The 22,180-nt window shown below is 70.5% G+C and carries 16 protein-coding genes and 3 pseudogenes; 11 read left to right on the top strand and 8 right to left on the bottom strand.

Features of this window, described 5'->3' with window-relative positions; translation table 11 throughout:
• The first annotated feature begins 938 nt into the window (after positions 1-938).
• The gene (gene rny, locus AB0J74_RS29535; RefSeq protein ID WP_363453663.1) at positions 939-2,714 is read left to right on the top strand and encodes a ribonuclease Y; all 1,776 of its coding nucleotides are present in this window, start codon (positions 939-941) and stop codon (positions 2,712-2,714) included.
• A 138-nt stretch (positions 2,715-2,852) separates the two neighbouring features.
• On the top strand, positions 2,853-3,203 hold the full coding sequence (locus tag AB0J74_RS29530; protein WP_363453661.1) for a nuclear transport factor 2 family protein: 351 nt from the start codon (positions 2,853-2,855) through the stop codon (positions 3,201-3,203).
• A 6-nt stretch (positions 3,204-3,209) separates the two neighbouring features.
• Here the strand turns inward: AB0J74_RS29530 and AB0J74_RS29525 are convergent, their stop codons facing one another.
• The 4 genes from AB0J74_RS29525 to AB0J74_RS29510 form a co-directional block, all read right to left on the bottom strand.
• On the bottom strand, positions 3,210-4,184 hold the full coding sequence (locus AB0J74_RS29525) for an amino acid ABC transporter permease (protein WP_363453659.1): 975 nt from the start codon (positions 4,182-4,184) through the stop codon (positions 3,210-3,212).
• On the bottom strand, positions 4,181-4,888 hold the full coding sequence (locus AB0J74_RS29520) for an amino acid ABC transporter permease (RefSeq protein ID WP_363453657.1): 708 nt from the start codon (positions 4,886-4,888) through the stop codon (positions 4,181-4,183). The genes AB0J74_RS29525 and AB0J74_RS29520 overlap by 4 nt, the downstream gene beginning before the upstream one ends.
• A 38-nt stretch (positions 4,889-4,926) precedes the next feature.
• The gene (locus AB0J74_RS29515) at positions 4,927-5,811 is read right to left on the bottom strand and encodes a glutamate ABC transporter substrate-binding protein (RefSeq protein WP_363453655.1); all 885 of its coding nucleotides are present in this window, start codon (positions 5,809-5,811) and stop codon (positions 4,927-4,929) included.
• Positions 5,812-5,888: 77 nt separating this feature from the next.
• Positions 5,889-6,653, bottom strand: a complete 765-nt coding sequence (locus AB0J74_RS29510) for an amino acid ABC transporter ATP-binding protein (RefSeq protein WP_363453653.1) — start codon at positions 6,651-6,653, stop codon at positions 5,889-5,891.
• 204 nt (positions 6,654-6,857) lie between these two features.
• On the opposite strand from AB0J74_RS29510, the gene AB0J74_RS29505 reads away from it, so the two are divergent.
• Positions 6,858-7,277, top strand: a complete 420-nt coding sequence (locus AB0J74_RS29505; RefSeq protein WP_363453651.1) for a hypothetical protein — start codon at positions 6,858-6,860, stop codon at positions 7,275-7,277.
• 29 nt (positions 7,278-7,306) lie between these two features.
• Complete coding sequence (gene miaB / locus AB0J74_RS29500) at positions 7,307-8,800, top strand: tRNA (N6-isopentenyl adenosine(37)-C2)-methylthiotransferase MiaB (RefSeq protein WP_363453649.1); 1,494 nt, start codon at positions 7,307-7,309, stop codon at positions 8,798-8,800.
• Positions 8,801-8,852: 52 nt separating this feature from the next.
• Here the strand turns inward: miaB and AB0J74_RS29495 are convergent, their stop codons facing one another.
• Entirely contained in the window at positions 8,853-10,451 is a 1,599-nt protein-coding gene (locus AB0J74_RS29495) for a cellulase family glycosylhydrolase (RefSeq protein ID WP_363453647.1), read from the bottom strand.
• 137 nt (positions 10,452-10,588) lie between these two features.
• On the opposite strand from AB0J74_RS29495, the gene AB0J74_RS29490 reads away from it, so the two are divergent.
• Positions 10,589-11,446, top strand: coding sequence for a DUF4262 domain-containing protein (locus AB0J74_RS29490; protein WP_363453645.1), 858 nt, complete (start codon positions 10,589-10,591; stop codon positions 11,444-11,446).
• A 481-nt stretch (positions 11,447-11,927) separates the two neighbouring features.
• On the opposite strand, the gene AB0J74_RS29485 is transcribed toward AB0J74_RS29490, so the two are convergent.
• Positions 11,928-13,136, bottom strand: a complete 1,209-nt coding sequence (locus tag AB0J74_RS29485; protein WP_363453643.1) for a DUF349 domain-containing protein — start codon at positions 13,134-13,136, stop codon at positions 11,928-11,930.
• Between the two features lie 239 nt (positions 13,137-13,375).
• On the opposite strand from AB0J74_RS29485, the gene AB0J74_RS29480 reads away from it, so the two are divergent.
• From AB0J74_RS29480 to AB0J74_RS29465, 4 genes and pseudogenes are all read left to right on the top strand, one after another.
• Positions 13,376-14,065: a hypothetical protein gene (locus tag AB0J74_RS29480; RefSeq protein ID WP_363453835.1), complete on the top strand. Its 690-nt coding sequence runs from the start codon at positions 13,376-13,378 to the stop codon at positions 14,063-14,065.
• A pseudogene (gene miaA, locus AB0J74_RS29475) lies at positions 14,065-14,979 on the top strand (tRNA (adenosine(37)-N6)-dimethylallyltransferase MiaA); the annotation flags it as partial. The gene AB0J74_RS29480 and the pseudogene miaA, both read left to right, overlap by 1 nt.
• A 45-nt stretch (positions 14,980-15,024) precedes the next feature.
• Positions 15,025-15,591 (top strand): annotated as a pseudogene (gene dapF / locus AB0J74_RS29470) (diaminopimelate epimerase); the annotation flags it as partial.
• A 381-nt stretch (positions 15,592-15,972) separates the two neighbouring features.
• A pseudogene (locus AB0J74_RS29465) lies at positions 15,973-16,206 on the top strand (diaminopimelate epimerase); the annotation flags it as partial.
• 217 nt (positions 16,207-16,423) lie between these two features.
• Here the strand turns inward: AB0J74_RS29465 and AB0J74_RS29460 are convergent.
• The gene (locus AB0J74_RS29460; protein WP_363453641.1) at positions 16,424-17,851 is read right to left on the bottom strand and encodes an NAD-dependent malic enzyme; all 1,428 of its coding nucleotides are present in this window, start codon (positions 17,849-17,851) and stop codon (positions 16,424-16,426) included.
• Positions 17,852-17,948: 97 nt separating this feature from the next.
• On the opposite strand from AB0J74_RS29460, the gene hflX reads away from it, so the two are divergent.
• Both hflX and AB0J74_RS29450 read left to right on the top strand, forming a co-directional pair.
• A complete protein-coding gene (hflX, locus tag AB0J74_RS29455) occupies positions 17,949-19,421 on the top strand; it encodes a GTPase HflX (protein WP_363453639.1) in 1,473 nt (490 codons plus the stop codon).
• 55 nt (positions 19,422-19,476) lie between these two features.
• The gene (locus tag AB0J74_RS29450; RefSeq protein ID WP_363453637.1) at positions 19,477-21,150 is read left to right on the top strand and encodes a hypothetical protein; all 1,674 of its coding nucleotides are present in this window, start codon (positions 19,477-19,479) and stop codon (positions 21,148-21,150) included.
• 115 nt (positions 21,151-21,265) lie between these two features.
• Here the strand turns inward: AB0J74_RS29450 and lexA are convergent, their stop codons facing one another.
• On the bottom strand, positions 21,266-22,057 hold the full coding sequence (lexA, locus tag AB0J74_RS29445; protein ID WP_363453635.1) for a transcriptional repressor LexA: 792 nt from the start codon (positions 22,055-22,057) through the stop codon (positions 21,266-21,268).
• Positions 22,058-22,180: the final 123 nt, after the last annotated feature.

Below are 22,180 nucleotides of genomic sequence, written 5' to 3'. Positions count from 1 at the left end.
CGGCCGGCCGGCTTGCTGGCGATGCTGCCTTGGCAGCCCCGCTTGGTTGCGGTGCGTCGCTGCCTGGCCGGCTTGGTTCCGGTGCCGCCTTGCCCGGCCGGCTTGGTTGCGGCCCCAGCCGGCAGGCGTGCCTCGGTGCGGCCTCGCCTAGCGGTAACTCTGCCGGCTGCCGCGCCAGGCCCGCGCGCCTCTTCACCCGGGTAGGCGCCGAGTCGGGAAGCTGCGGGCGTCGCGGTCACAACGAGACAAGCCCTATCGGACGGCCCTGCCACGTCAGCCGGCGCCGCGTCCATGGTCTTAACCCCACGCCACGTCGGCGTCCCGGGGCGTCGCAGACGGCGACTCGAAGCCGCACCCCGTCACCACAGCAACTCCCGACCGCGGCCAGAACGGCACCCTCACCGATGACTGTGGACGGCCGCTGTGGCACCATCGGGTATCCACGTTGTGCAACCGCACGGTTACCGACACGCGATGTTGAGTTTGATGGGAACTTTCGTGATGTTTCGAAGCGGGTTGAGCAGGGGGGTGAGCGCATCCGTGCCCTCTGTGCCTCGCCCGGCCGGATCATGAGTCCTTGACCGAACGGCCCCTCGCGACCTAGCCTCGCGTTACAGATTGGATTGCCCGACCATCGCAGGCTAAGCGCACAACATAGATCGCGTAACAAGACGGCATAGATTTTGGTCAGCTTTACGGCCACATCCACCGTTACCGGACAGGCCGGTCCGGCGGCGGGGTGATAACAGCTTCGGCCGGCCGGCGGCGCAGAGGCGCTCCGTCGGTCGGCCCTCCACGGCCAACAGCCGCCTCGGTCGGGCGTCTCATACAGCCGCGCGTGTGAGCGGGAGGTCACACCCTCCCTTCGCGCCGGACGGGTGAAGGGGAGGCGTCATGACCGGGCGACACCGGCGATGCCGCATTGAGGACGTCGCGGCATGAGCGCTCTCGACGTCGTACTCCTGTCGGCGGTCATTCTTCTCGCCCTCGCCGTCCTGGCCGGTCTCGTGCTCGGTGCGCGCGCCCTGCGCCGCTTCAACGCGCAGCCTGCGGCGCCGGCCGGCGAAGACCCCACCTATACGGCCGAGCGTGAGCGGCACGAGCAGTCCCTGGCGACGCTGCGCAGCAAGGCCGAAGAGGTCACCTCCACCGTCGACACCGCGAAGAGCGCGGCCGCCGCCGCGCGCACCGAGGCCGCCGCCGCCAAGGCCGAAGCGTCCGCGGCCCGCGCCGAGGCCCGGCGGATGCTCGACACCGCCCGGGCCGAAGCCGACACCGTCCTCGACCGTGCGCACAAGCAGGCCGAGCAGGACGCCGAGCAGCTACGCGCGGCCGCCCGGCGCAGCGGCGAACGCGAAGCCGCCATGCTCGCCGCCACCACCAAGGAGCACGCCGCCGACGTCGAGCGGCGCGCGGCGCGGATGGACGAGCGGGAGCGGCTGCACAGCGAAGAGGTCGAGCGGCTCACCGAGCGCGAACGCCGGCTCGCCAAGGCCATCGCTGAGGTCAACGAGCGCGAGCAGGCGCTCGCCGCCCGCGAGGTGCTGATCGCCGAGGCCGAGGAGCACCGCCGCAAGGAGTTGGAGCGCGTCGCCGGGCTGACCGCCGAGGTCGCCCGCACCGAACTCGTCGAAGCGATCGAGGTGCAGGCCAAGCGCGAGGCCGCCATCCTGGTCCGCGACATCGAGGCCGACGCCCGCGCGACCGGCGAGCAGCGCGCCCGGCACATCGTCGTCGAGGCGATCCAGCGGGTGGCCAGCGAGCAGACCGCGGAGAGCGTGGTCAGCGTCCTGCACCTGCCCGGCGACGAGATGAAGGGCCGCATCATCGGCCGCGAGGGCCGCAACATCCGCGCGTTCGAGTCGGTCACCGGCGTCAACCTGATCATCGACGACACCCCCGAGGCCGTGCTGTTGTCGTGCTTCGACCCCGTACGCCGGGAGATCGGTCGCCTCACCCTCGAAAAGCTCGTCCTCGACGGCCGCATCCACCCGCACCGCATCGAGGAGGTCTTCGAGACCGCCAAGCAGGAGGTCGAACGCCTCTGCCAGCGCGCGGCCGAAGACGCCCTGGTCGAGGTCGGCATCACCGAGATCCACCCCGAGTTGGTCACGCTGCTGGGCCGGCTGCGCTACCGCACCAGCTACGGGCAGAACGTGCTCAAGCACCTGGTCGAGACCGCGCACATAGCCGGCATCATGGCCGCCGAGCTGCGCCTCGACGCGCCGCTGATCAAGCGCGGCGCGTTCCTGCACGACATCGGCAAGGCGCTCACCCACGAGGTCGAGGGCAGCCACGCCCTGATCGGCGCCGACCTGGCCCGCAAATACGGTGAGTCCGACGAGGTCGTGCACGCGATCGAGGCGCACCACAACGAGGTGCAGCCGCAGACCATCGAGGCCGTGTTGACGCAGGCCTCCGACGCCTGCTCCGGCGGCCGCCCAGGCGCCCGCCGCGAAAGCCTGGAGGCCTACGTCAAGCGCCTCGAGCGCATCGAGGAGATCGCCGGCGGCAAGACCGGCGTCGAGAAGGTCTTCGCGATGCAGGCCGGCCGCGAGATCCGCGTCATGGTCAAGCCCGACGACGTCGACGACATCGGCGCCGCCGTGCTCGCCCGCGACGTGGCCAAGCAGATCGAGGAAGAGCTGACCTACCCGGGCCAGATCCGCGTCACCGTCGTCCGCGAGTCACGCGTCACCGAGATCGCCAGATAACCGCGCGAAACGGTCCCGGGTCCGCCGGGGGCGCGACCGTCGCTCCCGCCGGAGACCGGGCGAGGGCCAGGCCCGGGCCCTCGCCCTGCCAGGTCCGCGAACCCGCAGGCTCAGACCGAAAACCGAACGGGGAACCGCATGGGAACGGAAACGGCGACGAGCGTGGTCGCACGCTACTTCGAGATGTGGAACACCGGCGACACGTCGACGGCGGAGTCCATCGTGGACCGGGCCTGGGTCGACCATGCGCACCCTGAGGTCGCTGGGCCCGAGGGTGTGCGGCAGGCGGTGGCGGCCATCCGGGCCGTGCGCCCCGACCTGCACTTCACGGTCGAATCCATCCTCGCCGGCGACGACGGCCTGGTCGCCGCCGTGGGTGGGGTCGGCGCCCAGCAGCCGTCACCGGGACGGATCATCTGGCTGGTGCGCGTCGCGGGCGGTCTGATGGTCGAGATGTGGACCTACCACCAGAACCCCCCGCCCGTCTGAGCCGGTCTAGGGCGCACCGCCCGCGCCGACGCCGGAAGCGGCGTCCATGCCGACGACCGCGGACATCTTGGCGTCGACCGGCGGAGCCGCGGTGCGGCGGGCCCGCGACATCCGGTGCTGGATGTATTCGGCCAGCTTCGAGAGCGCGTAGTTCAGCAGGATGTAGATGGCGCCGACGACGAGGTACATCTGGATCGGGTTGTTGAGCACCTGGATCACCTGCGTGACCACGCGCAGGATCTCCTCGTAGCCGATGATGAAGCCCAGTGACGTGTCCTTGAGCACCACCACGAGCTGGCTGATCAGCGCCGGCAACATGATCCGGATCGCCTGGGGTAGCAGCACCAGGCGGGTGGTCTGGAACGAGCGTAGGCCGATCGCGCGGGCGGCCTCGGACTGGCCGCGGGGCAGGCCCTCCATGCCGGAGCGGAGGATCTCGCCGATCACGACCGAGTTGTAGATGGCCAGGCCGATGACGAGGTACCAGAGCACGTCGTCGAAGTCGATGCCCATCGCCGGGAAGCCGAGCCAGCAGAACGCGATCGTGACGACCACCGGCGTGCCGCGGAAGACCTCGACACAGGCGCGGGTGATGCCGTTGAGCGTCCAGCTCAGCGCCTTGAGCAGGCCGCCGGCCGGGCCGGTGAAGTCGCGGCGGGCCAGTTCCTTGAGCTGCACGCGGAGGATCGCGAGCAGCAGGCCGGCCACCAGCGAGAACGCGATGGCGAGGCCGGCCGCGGTCAGCGTCGCCTTGAAACCGATCCAGATGCGGTCCCAGAGCAGCTTGAAGCTCTCGTTGCCCGGGTCGACCAGCGGGCCCCACTTGTCCATCGAGAACTCGCCGCGGCTGTCGAGCGGGCGGTAGACGAAGAAGTAGAGGCCGGCGACGATCAGGACGGCGGCGACGATGCTGACGGCCAGCGTGATCCGGCGCGCCCTGGGGCCGGGTGCGTCGTAGAGGACGGTCTGGTTGTTGCTCATCGGGTCACCGCCCGCTGCCGCTCGACCCGGTCCAGCAGGAGACTCAGCGGGATCGTCATGAGGAGGAAGCCGATCGTGATGCCGACGAACGTCGGGATGACCGGTTGGTTGTCCTCGACGATCAGGTTGTAGCCGCGGTAGGTCAGCTCGCCGAGGACACCGAAGAACGCCGCGATGGCGGAGTTCTTGATCATCGCGATGATCACGCTGCCCAGGGGAACGATGGCGGCTTTCCAGGCCTGCGGGAGGACGACGTACCGGAGGTTCTGGGTGAAGGTCAGGCCGATCGCGCGGGCCGCCTCGGCCTGGCCGGGCGGCACCGCGTTGACGCCGCTGCGCAGCGCCTCGCAGACGAACGCGCCGGTGTAGAGGCTCAGCCCGATCAACGCGAAGCGGAAGAACGGCAGGTCGATGCCGAGCCGGGGGACGATCTCCTCCACGCCCGGGATCCGCAGGAAGTCAGCGTTGGAGCCGAGCGCGGGCAGGCCGAACGCGGAGAAGAACAGGACGATCGTCAGCGGTACGTTCCGGAAGATCGTCACGTAGGCGGTGCCGACCCAGCGCAGGGGCGGGATCGGCGAGATCCGGAAGATCGCCGCGATGGCGCCCAGGATGAGGGCGCCGATCGCGGCGAGCACGCAGTACTGGAAGGTGTTCCACAGCCCGCCCGCGAAGGCGTCGAAGTGGTCGACGAGCACGTTCAAGCCGAGCACCTTCCAGTTCTGCGAGTTGTCGGGTTACGTCAGTAGCGGTTGATGGTCGGGGTCTTGGGCTCGTTCTTGTCGTACTTGCCCGCGGTGTCGGCCCAGGCCTTCGCGTAGCTGCCGTCGGTGAACGAGGTCTCGAGGGTCTTGTTGATGAACTCGCGGAACTTGTCGTCGCCCTTCTTCAGGCCGATGCCGTAGGGCTCCTCGGTGAAAGGCGTGCCCGCGAGCTTGAACATGCCCTCGTTGGTCGACATGTAGCCGGTCAGGATGACGTTGTCAGTGGTGATCGCGTCGACCTGGCCGTTCTTCAGGGCGTCCAGGCACTTGGTGTAGACGTCGAACAGCACCAGCTGCGCGGTCTCGTTCTTGAGGTAGGTCTTGATGTTGGTGGCCGGCGTCGAGTTGGTCACCGAGCAGACCTTCTTGGTGCCGTCCTTGAACGAGTCAGGACCGGTGATCGTCGTGTCGTCGGCCTTGACCAGGATCGTCTGGCCGGCGATGTAGTAGGGGCCGGCGAAGTCGACGACCGCCTTGCGCTTGTCGTTGATCGTGTAGGTCGCGGCGACGATGTCGACCTTGCCGTCCTGGATCACCTGCTCGCGCACCGTCGACGGCGTCTCCACGAACTCGATCTTGTCTTCGGAGATGCCCAGGGCCTTGGCGATGATCTTCGCGATCTCCACGTCGAAGCCGGCCGGCTTGCCGTCGAGGCCCTTGAGGCCGAACAGCGGCTGGTCGAACTTCGTGCCAACGGTGATCTTGCCGGCCTTGTTGAGCTTCTCCATCGTCGTGCCGGCCTCGAAGGTCACGTCAGACGTGCCCGAGCTGCCGGAATCGCTGTCGCCGTTGTCACCGCAGGCACCCACCGCCAGGGCGAGGGCCGCCGCGGCGGCAAGGGCCGCCACCCGCTTCATCCGCATGTGCATTTCTCCTTCTGGTACGGGAGATCCCGACGGGGTCGTGCCGGGACTCCGCCGATCGACCTTGTGGTGCTGGGTCAGTGCGTCAGGATCTTGGAAAGGAAGTCCTTGGCCCGGTCGCTGCGCGGGTTCGCGAAGAACTCGACGGGCTCGGCCTCCTCGACGAGTTGGCCGTCGGCCATGAAGACGACGCGGTTGGCCGCGTGTCGCGCGAAACCCATCTCATGGGTGACCACGACCATCGTCATGCCGTCACGCGCGAGTGACGTCATCACCTCGAGCACCTCGCCGACCATCTCGGGGTCGAGGGCGCTGGTCGGCTCGTCGAAGAGCATCGCCTTGGGCTGCATGGCCAGCGCCCGGGCGATCGCGGCGCGCTGCTGCTGGCCGCCGGAGAGCTGGGCGGGATATTTCTCGGCCTGGTTGGCGATGCCGACCCGCTCCAGCAGGGCCAGTGCGCGCTCCCGCGCGGCGGCCGGCTTCTCCTTGCGGACCTTGATCGGGCCGAGCGTCACGTTCTGCAGGATCGTCTTGTGCGCGAAGAGGTTGAACGACTGGAACACCATGCCCACGTCGCTGCGCAGGCGGGCCAACTCGCGCCCCTCGGCCGGCAGCACCTTGCCGTCGAACCTGATGGTGCCCGAGTTGATCGGCTCCAGCCGGTTGATCGCGCGGCACAGCGTCGACTTGCCCGAACCCGACGGTCCAATCACGACGACCACCTCGCCGCGCTCGACCGACAGGTCGACATCGTGCAGAACGTGCAGGTCACCAAAGTATTTGTTGACCTTTTCGAGCACGATGAGCGGCTCAGCCGTCGGCACCGTGTCAGTTGCGACCATCGACCCCCCCTTTTGGATGGGGCCACTCTAAGGGTGACGATGTGTCAGGAAGCGCTGTCTACGGTCACGGAGCGGTAACGCGGGCTACACGCGCGCCAACGGGCAGGCACGATCGTTGGTATGGCGATCCCTCCGGTCCCCCTGGGGCAGGGCTCCGCGATCTGGAACTGGCACGCGGAGGCGCCCTTGACACCTTCCGTAGTCATGCGCGCACTGGGCGCTATCACCGGTTGCGCGGTCGTCCCTCTGGGTGACGACGCCGACCTGCCCGGCGACGCGGTCCTCTGCGACGTCTGGCAGGGCGTCGGCGACTTCCCGATCGCGATCGACTGCTACGCGCCGCCACCGGACGTCCCCGAGGCCGTCGCGGCCGCCGAGGTCGCCGCGGTGCTCCGGCGCCGCATCCTGCTCGCCGACGACACGCTGATCCCCGACCGGCACGTGCTGGCGACGGTCGACGGCACGCTGCGACCCGTACACGTGGATGTGGTCGAAACCGACGACGGCGAGGCGCGATCCAACGTGCGGCCGTGCACCGGCCACGACGCGTGGTGCCGGCAGCGGGTGCCCTGCCAGCAGTCGCGGTGGACTCCCGACCAAGTGGTCCCCGGCCTGGCCGCCTGATCACGCGCGGCGGCTACTCTCTAGGGGTCATGACTACCGCAACGCAGGCCAGCCCCCGCACCTACCAGGTGCGCACATACGGCTGCCAGATGAACGTCCACGACTCCGAGCGGATCTCCGGCCTGCTCGAAGCGGCCGGTTACGTGCGGGCCGAGGCGGATGACGCCGACGTGGTGGTGTTCAACACCTGTGCCGTGCGGGAAAACGCCGACAACCGCCTCTACGGCAACCTCGGCCACCTGCGCCCGGCCAAGACCCGCCGGCCCGACATGCAGATCGCCGTCGGCGGCTGCCTGGCCCAGAAAGACCGCGGCGAGATCGTCAAGAAGGCGCCCTGGGTCGACGTCGTCTTCGGCACCCACAACATCGGCTCGCTGCCCGCGCTGCTGGAACGGGCCCGGCACAACAGCGAGGCCGAGGTCGAGATCCTCGAGTCGCTCGAGGTGTTCCCGTCGACGCTGCCGACCCGGCGCGAGTCGACCTACGCCGGCTGGGTGTCCATCTCCGTCGGCTGCAACAACACCTGCACCTTCTGCATCGTGCCGTCGCTGCGCGGCAAGGAGAAGGACCGGCGGCCCGGCGAGGTGCTGGCCGAGGTCGAGGCGCTGGTGGCCGAGGGCGTGCTGGAGGTGACGCTGCTCGGGCAGAACGTCAACTCCTACGGCGTCGAGTTCGGCGACCGGTTGGCGTTCGGCAAGCTGCTGCGGTCGACCGGGTCGATCGAGGGCCTGGAGCGGGTCCGGTTCACCAGCCCGCACCCGAAAGACTTCACCGACGACGTGATCGCCGCGATGGCCGAGACGCCCAACGTCTGTCACTCGCTGCACATGCCGCTGCAGTCCGGCTCCGACGCCGTGCTGCGGGCCATGCGCCGCTCCTACCGGCAGGAGCGCTACCTCGGCATCATCGAGAAGGTGCGCGCGGCGATGCCCGACGCGGCCATCACCACCGACATCATCGTCGGCTTCCCGGGCGAGACCGAGGAAGACTTCGTGCGAACCCTCGATGTCGTACGCCAGGCGCGGTTCGCGACCGCCTTCACGTTCCAGTACTCGCCGCGACCCGGCACCCCGGCGGCCACAATGGACGGCCAGGTGCCGAAGGCCGTGGTGCAGGAGCGCTACGAGCGGCTGATGGCCGTCGTCGAGGAGACCACCTGGGCGGAGAACCGGGCGCTGGTCGGCTCGACCGTCGAGGTGCTGGTAGCGGTCGGCGAGGGGCGCAAGGACGAGCGCACCGGGCGGCTCTCCGGCCGGGCCCGCGACGGCCGGTTGGTGCACTTCGCGACCGCCGGGCTGACCGGCATCCGGCCAGGCGACGTGGTCGAGACGACCGTCACCTACGCGGCGCCGCACCACCTCAACGCCGACGGCGCACCCCTGTCGCACCGGCGCACCCGGGCCGGTGACGCGTTCGAGGCCGGCCGGGCCACCCGCACGCCCGGTGTCAGCCTGGGCATGCCGACGCTCGGTCGCCCGCCGGTGCAGCCGATGCCGGCCGCGCCGGCCTGCGCCACCCACTGACGCTCCGGGGCGGCGGCGGGCGCGTTGGCTCGCCCGCCGCCGCGGTCCGGTTTCAGCAGGTGACGCCGTTGAGCGCGACCCCGCCCGGTATTGCCGCCGGGCCGTTGGCGGTGAAGCCGATCGTGACGGATGCCCCCGCGGCCAGGGACGGCGACCAGGTCGGCGCCGCCGCCGTGATCGTGGTGCCGGACTGGGTGACGGTCGCGTTCCAGCCGCTGCCGAGGGTGACGCCCGACGGCCAGGTCCAGGTCACCCGCCAGGGGTTGGCGGCCGCGGCGCCGCGGTTGGTCACCGTGACCTCGCCCTGGAAGCCGCCCTGCCAGGTGTTGGTCGACCGGTAGGTGGCGTCGCAGTCGCCCGGCGGGGGAGTCGTCGGGCCGCCGGTCGGCCCGCCGGTGGGTCCGCCGGTCGGTCCACCGGTTCCGCCGGTCGGCGCGATCAGGTAGGGCCCGATGATCGACTGTTTCGCCTGGTTGATCGTGGTCCAGTCGTCGTTGGCGATGCCACCGGTGTCACCCGAGTTCGGGTTCCACGACCAGTAGGTGAACGACATCCCGTTGACCCCACTGCCCAGATAGGACATCAGGTTGGTCAGCCAGACCCGGTCCTTGGGGTCGGCCAGCGTGGTGCCGAACTCGCCCAACATGATCGGGGCGGTGTTCTGCTTGAACAGGTAGCCCCAGTAGTTGTCCCAGATCGCCGGCAGGTTGGCCGGGTAGTTGGGCGCGTCGAACCAGGTCTGGTGATAGACCGAGATCGCGTAGTCGTGCGGCGAGTAGACCAGCCTGTTGGCCACCGAGAGCCGCACGGGGAACTGCCCGGCCTTGCTCAAGTTGCCGCCCCACCAGCCGCAGTCCTCGTCGTTGCTGGTGTCGCCGTCCCACACATTGGACAGTCCGCCGCTCGGGCAGCTGACACCCTCCACGAAGATGAGCCAGTTCGGTTGTACGCCGAGGATCGCGTTGCCGGCCCGTTCGGCGGCCAGCCGCCAGTCCCGGTTGGTGTCGCCACAGCCCCAACAGGCGCCGGTCGCGGCCGGGTTGGTGCCCTCCGCGTGCGGTTCGTTATGCAGGTCGGCGCCGATCACGGTCGGGTTGTTGGCATAGCGCTGGGCCAGCGCGCGCCAGTCGCTGAGCCAGGTGCTCTCCGGCACCGCGCTGGTGTACCAGAGCGCCGTCTGCTGCGCGCTGGTCGGCCGGTGCCGGTCGAGGATCACCCGCATGCCCTTGCTTCCGGCGTACGCGATGACCTTGTCGAGAATCTGCAGTGGAGAGTTGCCGACCAGGTCGGGGTTGACGAAGTCGTTGATCCCGGTGGCGACGGCACCGGCCTTGAGCGCGTCGTTGGAATAGGGGATGCGCAGCGTATTGTAACCGAGGTTGGCCATGGTGTCGATCTGGTTGCGCCACGGGTTGCTTGACCACAGGCCGTGGAAGGTCTTGTTGTCGGTCTCCATGCCGAACCAGTTGATCCCGGTGAGCCGCACGGTCGCGCCGGTGCTGTCGACAATCTTGTTGCCGCTCGTGTGCAGGTAACCGGTGCCGGTGCCGGCAGCCATCGCCGGCGGAGTCGCCAGGGTGATGCCGACGAGGACGGTCGCGGCCGCGACCACCAGCGCGGCCAGCGCGCCGCGGACAGGTTTGCGTTGCATGTGCCAGGGCTCCATTCACGGGGGTACGAAATCCGCGCGCGCCGTTGATCGGCGTCGGTCGCGGTGCGTGCCCTGGCTCCGCGTACATTCTGATCGCGATCGATGCCCCAGGTCAAGGTGCCGGTACGATCGCCTCCATGCAAGATCCATCTTGCCCGTGCGTGATCTGTGGTGGAGTGCGCCGCGGGCGCGATGCTTCGACGATCGCGACCGTCGAGAAACACGGCTGGTGCGCGCTGCTGGTACCGGGCACGATCGACTTCGCCTACACGGTCGGCCTGTGGCACTCGTTCCAGATGCCCGAGTTGGTGATGTTCGGCCTGGCCGGCGAACACATGCAGCTGTGGCTGAATGCCTGTGTCGACCGGTTGCGTGACATCGGTTGGCCGGCCGACTCGGCCCCGTTCACGGGTGTGATCGAGGGCCACGAGACCATGCTCCGCCCGGTCGACGACTCATGGCGCGACGCCCTGTTCGGCACGGCGTACCGCTTCTACCGCGGCTGGCCGGTCCCGATCTGGCAGCTGGTCTGGCCGGACGGAGCGGGCCGCTGGCCCTGGAACGACGAGGCGACGGTGAGCAGCCGTACCCGCCAGGCCTTCGGCTGGCTCCCGGTCGCCCACCACCCGCGCGGAAGCTGGCGCCTGGTCGGCACCTTCGGCGGCTCGTTCCCGCTCCCGGCCGAGCCGGACAGTTGGGCCCTGACCACCCAGTCGTTGCTGGCCGGCACGACCGCGCCGGCCCTGGTCGCCTTCGACGACGGCGCCTTCGACGTGTTGGACGCCCGCGGCTACGACGCCGACGACCTGTGCCTCGGCTATCTCGGCGAGGCGGTGGAACGCCATCCCACGCTGCGCCATTTCGCCGACCTGGCCGCCGGGGACGCCGCCGTCGTCGACGCCGCCGGTGCCTGGCAGCGGGCGCCGCTGTCGCCGGACCAGCGCACCACCAGCGTCGCGGCCTGGAGACAGGCCCAACCCCCGACCCGCGGCTAGACGGTCGCGGGTCCGAGCAGCCTCGACGCCGGCCAGTTGCCGCGGCCAGCCGGTCGGCAGCTCGAGCGGTCTCAGCGGGCAGCCCGGTGCCGCCCTTACCCACCGCGGGCCTTACAGGCGGTGGTCCGGCTGCGCCGGTCTTGCGGACTTGGCGGAGGCCGCGTGGTCTTTTTCCACCGCGGGCCTTACAGACGGTGGTCCGGCTGCGCCGGTCTTGCGGACTTGGCGGAGGCCGCGTGGTCTTTTTCCACCGCGGGCCTTACAGGCGGTGGTCCGGCTGCGCCGGCCTTGCTGCCGCGGTCGAGGCCGTATGGCTGTAACGCACGGCGGGATCTGACGACGGGGCCCGCGGGCCCCGACAGAGGCCGCGCGTGGTCTTTCCCACCGCGGACCTGGCAGGGACGGGCCCCCTAGGGCCCGGCCCGGTCCCCGGCGGGAGCAACGGTCCGGACCACCGCGGACCCGGGACCGCGGTTGTTGATCAGTTGGCCTGCTCGGCCAGGTTGAGGAACTGGCGCTTCTGGTTGAGGGCGGTTTCGGCTTCGCGGATGCGCTTGGCGTCGCCGGCGTTGCGGGCGCGTTCGAGGCGTTGTTCGGCCTCGGCCACCTGCTCGCGCATCTGGGTCAGCAGCGGGTTGGCCGACGGGTCGGTGCGGCGCCACGCGGAGTCCATGGCGAGCCGGACCTTTTCCTCCACCGCGCGCATGCGGCGGTCGAGGGCGCCGGCCACCTCGCGGGGGACGCGCCCGGCGTCGTGCCACTGGGCCTGGATCTCGCGGAGCCTGGCCTGCGCGGCGCGCGGGTCGGTGTCGACGTCGATCGCCTCGGCCTCGACGACCAGGGCCTGCTTGCGCTCCTGGTTGCCCTTCTGCTCGGCGTCACGGGCCGAGAAGACCGTGCTGCGGTTGGTGAAGAAGGCGTCCTGGGCGGCCCTGAACCGCTCCCACAGGCGCTGCTCGGCCTCCTTCGACGCGCGCGGCGCGGCCTTCCAGTCGTTCATCAGTTCCTTGAGACGCGCGGCGGTCGGGCCCCAGTCGGTCGAGTCGCGCAGCGTCTCGGCCTCGGCCACGAGCTCTTCCTTGACCGTCTGCGCCTGCTTGCGCTGCGAGTCGAGGGTCGCGAAGTGGGCGCCGCGGCGGCGGGTGAAGCCGTCGCGGGCCGCGGCGAAGCGCTTCCACAGCTCGCCGTCGGACTTCTTGTCGACGCCGCGGATGGTCTTCCACTCGTCGAGGATCTCCTTGAGCCGGTCGCCGGCGGACTTCCAGCCGGTGGACTCGGCCGCGATCTTCTCGGCTTCTTCGACGAGTTGGGTCTTGCGGGCCAGCGCCTCGGCGCGGGCGGTCTCGCGGGCGGCCCGGGCCTCGCCGGCCTTCGCGTCGGCCGTCTCGGCCAGCCGGTCGAGCCGGGCCATCAGGCCGTCGATGTCGCCGACCACGTGTGCCTCGGGCAGCGTGCCGCGGATCCGGCGGATCGTGGCCAGGGAGTGCGACGCGTCGGCGGCGCCGGAGTTCATCCGGGCCTCGACGAGGTCGACCTCGGTGACCACGTCGGCGAACCGCCGGGCGAAGTGGGCCAGGCCCTCCTCGGGCGAGCCGGCCTGCCACGAGCCGACGACCCGCTCTCCGTCGGCCGTCTTGACGTAAACCGTGCCCTCCGCGTCTACGCGTCCGAAGGCCGTCCAGTCGCTCATCTGCCCATCCTCGTTCGTCCGACTCCGTCGGGAATGCAAGGAATGCACCCTTCAGGCGTCGCCATAGCGCAGTATTGTTACCGCTGCATTGTCACAGGTCCTACCCCGTCCGCGTCGAGCGCCTATTCGCGACCGTGACCATACGGAGACCGGGGCCGGAATCACGCGGGTGCCGGCGACGGTCCCGATACCGTTATGCGGTGACCCTCGTAGCTGTCGCGGTCTGTCCTCATCCGCCCATGATCGTCCCAGAGGTGGCCGGCGGGGCCGCGGCCGAACTCGACGACCTGCGGGCGGCCTGCGCCGACGCGGTGACGATGCTGGGCAAGGCCGGCGCGCGGCAGATCGTCGTGTTCGGTGCTGATTCGTCCATGACGTCCTATGACCCGCCCCAGCGCGGCTCGCTGCGCCCGTGGGGCGTCGACCTCGACGTCTCGCTCGGCCCGCACGACCCGCTGGAGAGCCACCAGATGCCATTGAGCCTGGTGATAGGCGCGTGGCTGTTGCGGCAACACCCGCCACAACAGCCCGTGGTGGTCAACATGCAGGGCATCGCCGGCACCGCCACACCCGCCGAATGCCGGCATTTCGGCGAATGCTGCGCCCCCGACGGCCGGTGGGCGCTGCTCGTGATGGGTGACGGGTCGTCGTCGCGAGGAATCAAATCACCGGGGTACGACGATCCGCGCGCCCTGCCCTACGACGACGCGCTGGCGGCCGCGCTGGCCGACGTCGACCTCGACGTGTTGCACGGCCTCGACCCGGCCCTGTCCGCGGAGCTGGGCGTGGCCGGACGGCCGGCGTTCCAGGCCGCGGCCGGCGCGGTCGCCGCGGCCGGCGGTGCCTGGTCGGGGGAGCTGACCTACAACGCGGCGCCGTACGGCGTCGGCTATTTCGTGGCGACCTGGCAGCGCGGGGCGGCGGCATGACCGTGATCGCCGTGGTCGGCCCGACCGCCGCCGGCAAGTCCGCGCTCAGCCTGGCCCTGGCCGAGAAGCTCGACGGCGAGGTCGTCAACGCCGACTCGATGCAGCTTTACCAGGGGCTCGACATCGGCACGGCGAAGCTGTCGGTGGCCGAGCGGCGCGGCATCCCGCACCACGTGCTCGACATCTGGCCGGTCACCGAGCCCGCCAGCGTGGCCGAATACCAGCGGCTGGCCCGGGCGGCGATCGACGACATCCTGGCCCGGGGCAAGGTGCCGCTGCTGGTCGGCGGCTCGGGACTCTATGTGCGGGCGGTGCTGGAAGAATTCGATTTCCCGGGTACGGACGCCGCTTTGCGCGCGTCCCTCGAGGCGGAACTCTCGGTCGTCGGGGCGGCCTCGCTGCACGAGCGGCTGCGTGCGGCCGATCCCGAAGCGGCGGCGCGGATCCTGCCCACGAACGGCCGCCGGATCGTCCGGGCGCTCGAAGTGATAACGCTCACCGGCTCGCCGTTCAAGGCCGCTCTGCCCGCGGCTCCGGTGCCGTTTTATCCGTCTGTGCAGATCGGGGTCGACGTCGAGGGTCCGTTGCTCGACGAGCGGGTGTCGTCGCGGATCGCTTCCATGTGGTCCGCCGGGTTGGTCGCGGAGACGGCCGCGCTGGTTTCCCGTGGCCTGCGGTCGGGGCGGACGGCCAGCCGGGCGCTCGGGTATCAGCAGGTCCTGGCGTTCCTGGCGGGAACGTGTTCGGAGTCTTCGGCATTCGAGGAAACGATCCGGTCGACCCGCCGGTTCGTACGCCGGCAACGCACCTGGTTCCGCCGTGACCCCCGGATCACCTGGCTCGACGGAGCCGACCCCGACCTGGCCACCGCGGCGCTGCGGGCGGTCCACGCGGATGGAACAGGTGCGCCATGATGGGCGGCGTACCTGTTGGGGGGCGGCTTTGAGATGGGGGGCAGTGTGCGTTTCTTCAAGGGGCATGGCACCGGCAACGACTTCGTGATCCTCCCGGACCCGGACGGGGTCCTGGCGCTGACGCCGTCGCTGGTGGCGGCGCTCTGCGACCGCGGCCGGGGCATCGGAGCCGACGGCGTCCTGCGCGTGGTCCGCTCCGCGAAACACCCAGACGCGGCGGGCCTGGCCGGCGACGCCGAATGGTTCATGGACTACTGGAACTCAGACGGCTCGCTCGCCGAGATGTGCGGCAACGGGGTCCGGGTCTTCGCGCGGTTCCTCGTCGCCGAGGGCTTCGCCGACGCGGCCGACTTTCCGATCGCCACCCGCGCCGGCGTGGTCCGGGTCTCGGTCGGCACCGACTCGGTGTCGGTCGTGTTGTCGGCGCCGCGGGTCGGCGCCGCTTCGACCGCGACGCTCGGCGGGCTGACCTTCACCGGGACGTCGGTCGACGTGGGCAATCCACACCTGGTCTGCGCGCTGCCGTCCGGGATGTCGCTGCGGGACCTCGACCTGACCCACGCGCCCGGCTACGACACGTCGGCGTTCCCGACCGGGGTCAACGTGGAGTTCACGGTGCGGGGCGGCACGGAGGCCGCCGCGTTCGGGCATATCGCCGTCGACCGGCGGCCTGGGCCGGACCGGGGTCACATCGCGGTCGATTCGCCGCCGCCTGTCGGGCTTGAGCGCGGTCACATCGCCGTCGATTCACCTCCCGCGACCGGGCCGGATCGCGGTCATATCGCGGTCGATTCGCCGCCGGTCGAGGGCCGGGAGCGGGGTCATATCGCGGTTGACTCGCCTCCGCCGACCGGGCTGGATCGCGGTCATATCGCGGTCGACTCGCCTCCGCCGACCGACCCGCAGCGCGGTCACATCGCGGTTGATTCGCCGCCGCCCTCGCAGCCGGATCGGGGTCACATCGCGGTCGACAGGCGCCCGGTCCCGGTTGCGGTCGACGCGCATGTCGCGATGCGGGTCTACGAACGCGGCTCGGGCGAAACCCTGTCCTGCGGCTCAGGCGCGATCGCGGTCGCCGCGGTGGCCCTGCGTGAGGCGGGGAAGGAAACCGGCGTGGTCGCGGTCGACGTGCTCGGCGGCCGGTTGACGATCGCCTTCGACGGCCAGACCTGCGTGCTGACCGGCCCGGCCGTCCTCGTGGCCACCGGCGAAACCCTGCACATCTAGGGACGTCTTGTTCGCCGGGTCGGGCCACGCCCGCCCCGGCGAAATCACCGGCATCGGGAACGCGGGCGGCGGCCGCCGCCCTGAGGCAGGGTGATCAGCGACATCCCGCGCACCGATCGCGAGGCGGCGCGCCAAGGGACCGCGACCAACAACGGACCTGGCTTCCCCGGCGGGAGCGACGGCGAGTAACCACCGCGCACCCGGGCAAAAATCAAAATCAGGGCGCCGACGTGTCGGCGGCCGCAACCGCCGCACCGCTCTGCGCCGCCGCCCGCACCGCGGCGGCGACCGCGACCGCCACCCGCGGGTCGAACACACTCGGCACGATCACCGTCGGGTTGATCTTGTCCTGGCCGACCACGTCCGCGATGGCCTGGGCTGCCGCGATGGCCATCTCCTCGGTGAAGGCCTCCGCGTGCGCGTCGAGCATGCCGCGGAAGACGCCAGGGAAGGCGAGCACGTTGTTGATCTGGTTCGGCTGGTCGGAGCGCCCGGTGGCGACCACCGCCGCGTGCTTGCGGGCCTCGCGCGGGTCGACCTCCGGGTCCGGGTTGGCCAGCGCGAACACGATCGCGCCCTCGGCCATCGTCGCGATGTCGTCGCCGGTCAGCAGATTGGGGGCGCTGACGCCGATGAACACGTCGGCACCGCGCAGCGCGCCCCGCAGGTCACCTTGATAGCCGTCGCGGTTGGTGTTCTCGACCAGCCACTGCCACGGCGCCGGGAGGTCCTGGAGGCCCGCGTGCAGCACGCCCGGCCGGTCGTAGGCGAGGATGTCGCCCACGCCCTGGCGGAGCAGCAACTTCATGATGGCCGTGCCCGCCGCACCGGCGCCACTCACCACCACCCGCACGTCTTCGAGACGCTTGCCCACGACGCGCAACGCGTTGGTCAACGCGGCCAGCACGCAGATCGCCGTGCCGTGCTGGTCGTCGTGGAAGACCGGAATGTCCAGCAGATCCCGCAGTCGCTCCTCGATCTCGAAGCAGCGCGGCGCCGCGATGTCCTCCAGGTTGATGCCGCCGTACGCCGGCGCGATCGCCTGCACGATGCGCACGATCTCGTCGGTGTCCTGCGTGTCGAGCACGACCGGCCACGCGTCGACGCCGCCGAACCGCTTGAACAGCGCCGCCTTGCCCTCCATCACCGGCAGCGACGCCGCGGGGCCCAGGTTGCCGAGGCCGAGCACGGCCGAACCGTCGCTCACCACGGCCACCGTGTTGCGCTTGATCGTCAGGCGGCGGGCGTCGGCCGGGTTCTCCGCGATCGCGAGGCAAACCCGGGCAACACCCGGCGTGTACGCCCTGGACAGCTCGTCCCGGTTGCGCAACGCCACCTTCGGGGTCACCTCGATCTTGCCGCCGAGGTGCAGCAGGAACGTCCGGTCGGAGACCTTTCGCACGTCGACGCCCTCGAGCGCCTCCAGGGCCTTGACCACCTGGTCGGCGTGGTTGGCGTCGGCGGTGTCACAGGTGAGGTCCACGACGACGGTCGTGGGATCCGAGTCGACCACGTCGAGGGCGGTGACGATGGCACCCGCCTCGCCGACGCAGGTGGTGAGCCGGCCGATCGACGACGCGTCGGCCATCACCCCGATCCGGATCGTGATCGAAAAGCCGGCGCTGGGCAGGCGGGTCGTCGCCACGTGGTCCTCCGTCGTCCTACGAGCGCCGGCCACGACGCCTGCGCCACGCGCATTGTTGCCCACCTTCGTCGAGGTCGGCCAACCGGCTGCGCGATTTATGGATGCGCTCTCGGTGCTGGCGTGTCACGATCGGTGTTCGAGGAGGATTGTTTTGCGCACATTCCACGCTGTGGATGATCAAGCTGACATCGACGCCACCATCGGCGAGCTCGAGCTCGAAGACCGACATGCCCTGCGTCGCGTCGCGGGCCTGTCCACCGAGCTCACCGACATCACCGAGGTCGAATACCGCCAGCTCCGGCTCGAACGGGTCGTGCTGGTCGGAGTCTGGACCGAGGGCACTTCCACCGACGCCGACAACTCATTGATCGAGCTGGCCGCACTCGCCGAGACGGCCGGTTCCCAGGTGCTCGAGGGGCTGATCCAGCGCCGCGGCCGACCCGATCCGGCGACCTTCGTCGGGCGCGGCAAGGTCGACGAACTGCTCGCCGTGGTCACCTCGACCGGCGCCGACACCGTCATCTGCGACGGCGAGCTGTCTCCTTCGCAACTGCGCAACCTGGAGCAGCGGGTCAAGGTCAAGGTGGTCGACCGCACCGCGCTGATCCTCGACATCTTCGCCCAGCACGCGAAGAGCAAAGAGGGCAAGGCGCAGGTCGAGCTGGCCCAGCTCGAATACCTGCTGCCCCGGCTCCGTGGTTGGGGCGAGACGCTGTCCCGGCAGACCGGTGGTTCCGGGCGGGGCGGCGGCGCGGGTGGCGGCGTCGGCGTGCGTGGTCCCGGTGAGACCAAGCTGGAGACCGACCGCCGCCGGATCAACCACCGCATTGCCCGCCTGCGGCGCGAGATCAAAAGCCTTCGTGTCGTACGCGCCACCAAGCGCGCCAGGCGCAACCGCAACGGCGTGCCGGCCGTGGCGATCGCCGGCTACACCAACGCCGGCAAGTCCAGCCTGCTCAACCGGCTGACCGGTGCCGGGGTCCTGGTGGAGGACGCGCTGTTCGCCACCCTCGACCCGACCACCCGGCGGGCCCGGGCGGCCGACGGCCGGGTCTACACGCTGTCCGACACGGTCGGTTTCGTCCGCCACCTGCCACACCAGATCGTCGAGGCGTTCCGCTCGACGCTGGAGGAGGTCGCCGAGGCCGACGTGCTCGTGCACGTCGTCGACGGCGCCCACCCCGACCCGGAGGAGCAGGTCCGGGCGGTGCGCGAGGTGCTGGCCGAGGTCGGCGCCGAAAACGTGCCGGAGCTGCTCGTCGTCAACAAGATCGACAGCGCCGACGAAGACACCCTGCTCCGGCTGAAGCGGTCGTGGCCCGACGCGGTGTTCGTGTCGGCCCGCTCCGGCCGCGGCATCGACGAGTTGCGCGCGGCGGTCGAGGCACGGCTGCCCCGGCCCGCGGTCGAGATGCGGGTCGTGGTGCCTTACGACCGCGGTGAGCTGGTTGCCCGGTTGCACCGCCGGGCCAAGGTGCTGAGCACCGCCCATATCGCCGAGGGCACGGCGCTGCACGTACGAGTCGATCAAGCGCTCGCGGCCGAGTTGGCGCCCTACCTGTCGGCATAGGGCGGAGATCACGAGGGGGAGGCGCGCACCCAGGGCGGCGTGCGACACTGGCCCGATGCCGCGCGCTTCCTCTTCGATCACGGTCGTCCTGGGCGTGGTCGCAGCGGCGCTCGGTGCCGGCTATGGCACCGCATGGGCCGCGCCATCCCCCTCCGCCGGCGGCGCTGCCGGCGCCGTGGCGCCCGTGCAGGGCAAGAAGGTCTGCACCATCACCGACGAGAAGCTCGTCGAGCTCTCCGGCCTGGTCGCGACCAAGGCCGGCTTCGTCGTCATCAACGACAGCACCGACGTGTCGAGCCGGGAGCGCGTCTTCTACCTCGACAAGAAGTGCAAGGTCACCGACTCGGTCTCCTACAGCGGCGGCGGCCCGCGCGACACCGAAGACCTGGCCCTCTCGCCCGACGGCAAGACGCTGTGGATCGCCGACACGGGCAACAACATCACGAGCGACGACCAGCGTACGAGCATCGTCCTCTGGAGCCTCCCGCTCGACGGCAGCAAGAATCCGGCGCTGCACCGCTTCGTCTACCCCGACGACAAGCCCCGCGACGCCGAGGCGCTGGTCCTCTCCGGCACCGGCGCCGGCACCCCGCTGGTGATCACGAAGTCGACGGGCGCCGCCGAACTCTTCACCCCCGCGTCCGCGATCAAGACCGGCAACGCGACCGGCGTGAAGATGAAGAAGGTCGGCGACCTCACGCTGCCGAAGACGGAGACGCCCAACCTGCTGGGCGCGCCCGGCCGCGTCACGGTGACCGGCGCGGCCCGCTCACCCGACGGCAAGCGGGTCGTCATCCGCACCTACGCCGACGCCTTCGAATGGGACGTCCCCGACGGCGGCGACGTCGCCGCGGCCGTCACCGGCGGCGCCGCACCGCGGATCACCGGCCTGACCGACCCGTTCGGCGAGGCGATCTCCTACACGACCGATGGCAAGCAGTTCGTCACGGTCTCCGACGGCGGCCAACTCGGCGACGACGAAGAGATCCAGATCCTGAGCTACGCGCCGGCCGCGGCCGCGCCCGCGCCGACTGACGGCGCCGCGGCGGGCGAGGCCGCGGGCAGCGGCGGTTCGTGGACCAAGAACCTCTCCCTCGGCGACATCACTTCGCTGATCGCCGCGATCGGCGTGATCGGCCTGATCCTGGTCGGCGCCGGTGTCGCCGGCATCGTCGTGGCCCGCAAGAAGAAGGCGGCGTCCGCGGGCGACCCCGGCGCCGGCGGTGTCGCGAAGGTCGGCCGCCAGGTGGCGCCCGAGCAGGCGACCTGGGACCAGGACGCACCCGGCACCGTTTACGGCGGCGGCCCGGCTCCGGCCGGTGGCGGCGTCTACGGCGGGGGCCCGGCTCCGGCCGGTGGCGGCGTCTACGGCGGGGGCCCGGCTCCGGCCGGTGGCGGTGGCTACGGTGGGCCTCCGCCTCCGCGCGGTGGCGGCGTCTACGGCGGCGGTGGCGGCGCGGCCCCACAGCGTGGCGGTGGCGTTTACGGCGGTGGCGGTGGCGCCCCGGCGCAGCCCGGCTACGGCGACGGCGGTGGCTACGGGCCGCCGCAGCAGGGCGATCCGCGGCAGCGTGGCAACGGCTACGGCCGGCAGCGGAGCGCGCCTGACGACTATGGCTATTCGGAATCCGGGCAGACCTATGGCCAGCAGGGCCGGGGCGGCTATCCCAACGACGACGGCTACGCCGGTTACGTGGGTTCGGGTTACCACCCGGACTATCGCGGCTGACCCTTCTTCGTCCGCTGTGGCGTGGCCACTGTGGTCGCGCGGACCGTCTGGCTGCGGGGTTGACGGGTGTTGCGGGGCCTGCCGGGTTGGTGGTGGCAGGCCCCGAACTGTGTCGTCAGATGCGGCGCAGGACCGCCACGACGCGGCCCATGATGGTGGCCTCGTCGCCGTTGATCGGGTCGAACGCGGGGTTACGCGGCATCAGCCAGACGTGGCCGTCGCGGCGCTGGAAGGTCTTGACCGTTGCCTCGCCGTCGAGCATCGCCGCCACGATCTCGCCGTTGTTGGCCGTCGGCTGCTGGCGGACGACCACCCAGTCGCCGTCGCAGATGGCGGCCTCGAGCATCGAGTCGCCCTTGACGTGGAGCATGAAGACCTCGCCTTCGCCGACGAGTTCCCGGGGGAGCGGGAAGACGTCTTCGATGGCCTGCTCGGCGAGGATCGGCCCACCGGCGGCGATCGCACCCAGCATCGGCACGTAGGCCGGTGCCGGCCGCTGCGCCCGCGCCGTCTCCTCGTCGACCAGGTCGGACGGCTGCCGCACGTCGACGGCGCGCGGGCGGTTGGGGTCGCGGCGCAGGAAACCCTTTCGCTCCAACTCCTTGAGCTGATAGGCCACGCTCGACGGCGACACCAGCCCGACCGCCTCGCCGATCTCGCGCACGCTGGGTGGGTAGCCGTAGCGATCCACCCAGTCACGGATGAATTCGAGAATTCGTCGCTGCCGGGCGGTCAGCTCGGCGGCGGTCACGTCGGGGAAGCTGCTCACAACCGGCGCCACGGCTCTGACCTCAGACGTAGCGGCGCGTGCCCGGGCAGCACCCCGCTTGCGGGTGCTCGGCGACGCGGCTTCGGACGCGATTCTCTGCGGTTGGTGCTGCCGGCTCGCCCGGTCGTCGGTCGACACGTCCGTCCTCCCTGGTCGGCTGTGATGCCCTAATTCGCGGTTGGGGTGACCATGACCGTATCGGTGGGTTGAGACAGTTTCAAACATCTGTACGACATCCGCGCCCGGCGTGTCGCGCGTTTG

Origin of the sequence: Asanoa sp. NPDC049573 (genome assembly GCF_040676615.1) — a bacterium.
Lineage (GTDB): Bacteria > Actinomycetota > Actinomycetes > Mycobacteriales > Micromonosporaceae > Asanoa.
The sequence above is the reverse complement of the archived record's forward strand: the minus strand, read 5'-3'. Positions and strand labels throughout refer to the sequence as shown.